Source organism: Pseudomonas sp., assembly GCF_049645325.1.
GTDB lineage: Bacteria > Pseudomonadota > Gammaproteobacteria > Pseudomonadales > Pseudomonadaceae > Aquipseudomonas.
In genome coordinates this window covers 1-2,676 of sequence record NZ_JBARTQ010000691.1, presented here as the reverse complement: position 1 = coordinate 2,676, position 2,676 = coordinate 1, and the positions used below count along the sequence as shown (strand labels likewise).

Genomic DNA, 2,676 nt, shown 5'->3' with positions numbered 1-2,676 from the left:
ATCGCAGGCAAGCCAGCTCCCACAGACTCAGGTCAATGTTGAGCTTTTCACACTGCCTTATACTTCCCGCCTGCCCTGCCGGAAAAATAGTCCATGAACAACATCGACCCCGCCGTGTTTGAAGAATGGATGATGACCGGCCTGGTCACCATCCTGATCATTTTCATGGGCTTTATCGTCTGGGACCTGGCGAAGAAGTCCAAGGCCGGGCGCTTTGGCTCGTTCATCCTGTTTTTTGTGCTGGGGCTGGGCGTGGCCGCGTTCATCATCAAGAGCGTGGTGATCGGCCTGATCGAGTCCGGCGCCTTATAAGCGCGCCGGCACTTCCTTCCACTGGCCCTGGTCCAGGCCGTCGATCGACCAGTCGCCAATGCGCACCCGCACCAGGCGCAGGGTCGGCAAGCCCACCGCTGCGGTCATGCGCCGCACCTGACGGTTACGCCCTTCACGAATCACCAGTTCCAGCCAATGGGTCGGCACGCTTTTGCGAAACCGCACAGGCGGGTTGCGCGGCCATAACTGCGGCTCGTCCAGCTGCCGCGCTTCGGCGGGCAAGGTCTTGCCGTCATTCAGCTCCACGCCGTCGCGCAGGCGTTGCAGTTGTTCTTCGGTTGGTTCGCCTTCTACCTGCACCCAATACGTCTTGGCAAGCTTGTGCTTGGGGTCGGCAATGCGCGCCTGCAACTGGCCGTCGTTGGTCAGCAGCAACAGGCCTTCACTGTCACGGTCCAGGCGGCCGGCCGGGTAGATGCCGGGGATGTCGATAAAATCCTTGAGCGTCGCGCGCCCGCCTTCGTCGCTGAACTGGGTCAGCACGTCGAAAGGTTTGTTGAACAGCACCAGCTTCGGCTCGGCCGGCGGCGCTTTGGCGACACGGCGAGCGGCAGGTTGCACAGGTTTCACGCCAGGGCGGCGTGAATCGGGACGGGTGGGACGGGACATGGCAAAGGAATATCTAACGGTCAGGACCGACAATGCTAGTGGCCTGACCGTTAAATGACCATCCCAACCGCTTAGCGGAACGGCGGCTCGTCGAAGCTGCGCAGTTTGCGCGAGTGCAACGAGTTGAGTTCGGTGCGCAGTAAATCCACCGCCTCGATGCCGATCTTCAAGTGCTGGCTGACCGCGCGCTCATAGAACGCGTTGGCCGAACCCGGCAGCTTGATCTCGCTGTGCAGCGGTTTGTCCGACACACACAACAATGTGCCGTACGGAACCCGCAAGCGGTAGCCTTGGGCCGCGATGGTGCCGCTTTCCATGTCCACGGCCACGGCGCGGGACAGGTTGATCAGCGGGCGTTCCTGGGCCCAACGCAGCTCCCAGTTACGGTCGTCGTAGGTCAGCACGGTGCCGGTGCGCAGGCGCTTTTTCAGCTCTTCGCCTTTTTCGCCGGTGACATTGGCCGCCGCTTGCTGCAAGGCCATCTGCACTTCGGCCAGGGCCGGAATCGGGATATTCGGCGGTACCACGCGGTCGAGAATCCCGTCGCGGCGCATGTAGGCGTGGGCCAATACGTAGTCGCCGATGGTCTGGGATTGGCGCAAACCGCCACAGTGGCCAATCATCAACCAGCAATGCGGGCGCAACACGGCCAGGTGGTCGGTGATGTTCTTGGCGTTGGACGGGCCCACGCCAATGTTCACCAGGGTCACGCCGTGGCCGTCAGTGGCCTGCAGGTGATACGCGGGCATCTGGTAGCGGTGCCAGACCACCCCTGCGGCAATTGCCGAGGCTTCGCCGTGGTCCATGCTCTTGTCGATGATCACGTTGCCCGGCAGCACCATGCGGATAAACCGCGGGTCGCTGCGCAATTGTTCCAGGCCATGCAGGATGAACTGGTCGACATAGCGGTGGTAGTTGGTCAGCAAAATCCATGGCTGCACGTGGCGCCAGTCGCTGCCGGTGTAATGCACCAGGCGGCGCAGGGAGAAGTCCACGCGGGCGGCATCGAACAGCGCCAGGGGCAGCGGGTCGGTGTTTTCCCAGTCGTAGAGGCCATCGGCAATGCCGTCGGTGGCAGCGGACAGGTCGGTGCTGGGGAACACACGCGCCAGGGTCGCGGCGGTCACGCCGGAGCCAGCCAACTCGTCGCCCTGCTCCACCACGTAAGGGTAAGGAATGTTTTGTTGGCTGACGCCCACTTCCACCGTCACGGTGAAGTCGTGCATCAGCGGCACCAGCTGTTCCAGCAGGTATTTACGGAACGCCGCCGGGTGGGTGACGGTGACGCTGTAGGTCCCCGGCAACTGAACCTTGGCATACGCCCGGGTGGTCTGTGGGACTTCGCCCTGCACCAGGTAGGTCAGGCGCAGTTCCGGGTAGCGAAACATCGCACGTTGTTCGGCGTCGGGTTCAACGCGGTCCTTGAGGTATTGCTTGAGGGCTTGGTTGAGTGCGCCGGTGGCACGCTCATGCAGAGCCGCCAGCCGATCCACGGCTTCTTCGGCGGTTTGAACGACAACAAAAGCTTCGGTCACGGTAAGCATCCTGTGTTCTGACTTGCAGGCCTTTATCTTGCCTGTATCCCGGCTTCACCGAAACAGCAGAGTTGGAATGCCGTCAATGTGGGAGCTGGCGTGCCTGCGATAGCCATGAGTATCTACACAACTTTCAAGGCTGAAAAATCTCCCTGTAGTGAGCGGGCTTGCCCCGCGCTGGGCTGCGAAGCGGCCCCAA

At 61.9% G+C, this 2,676-nt stretch carries 3 protein-coding genes; 1 reads left to right on the top strand and 2 read right to left on the bottom strand.

The window, feature by feature from the left end:
- Positions 1-102 precede the first annotated feature (102 nt).
- Positions 103-312, top strand: coding sequence for a DUF2788 domain-containing protein (locus tag WBB95_RS29355; protein WP_007975837.1), 210 nt, complete (start codon positions 103-105; stop codon positions 310-312).
- Here WBB95_RS29355 and WBB95_RS29350 read toward each other — a convergent pair.
- Positions 307-942, bottom strand: coding sequence for a pseudouridine synthase (locus WBB95_RS29350; RefSeq protein WP_424490772.1), 636 nt, complete (start codon positions 940-942; stop codon positions 307-309). The genes WBB95_RS29355 and WBB95_RS29350 overlap by 6 nt on opposite strands.
- Positions 943-1,013: 71 nt before the next feature.
- Positions 1,014-2,486: an AMP nucleosidase gene (gene amn, locus WBB95_RS29345; RefSeq protein ID WP_424490771.1), complete on the bottom strand. Its 1,473-nt coding sequence runs from the start codon at positions 2,484-2,486 to the stop codon at positions 1,014-1,016.
- Positions 2,487-2,676 lie beyond the last annotated feature (190 nt).

Excerpts from the sequence above, each read along its gene's own strand:
- WBB95_RS29350 (WP_424490772.1), bottom strand. The coding sequence starts at position 942 with ATGTCCCGTCCCACCCGTCCCGATTCACGCCGCCCTGGCGTGAAACCT.
- amn (WP_424490771.1), bottom strand. The coding sequence starts at position 2,486 with ATGCTTACCGTGACCGAAGCTTTTGTTGTCGTTCAAACCGCCGAAGAA.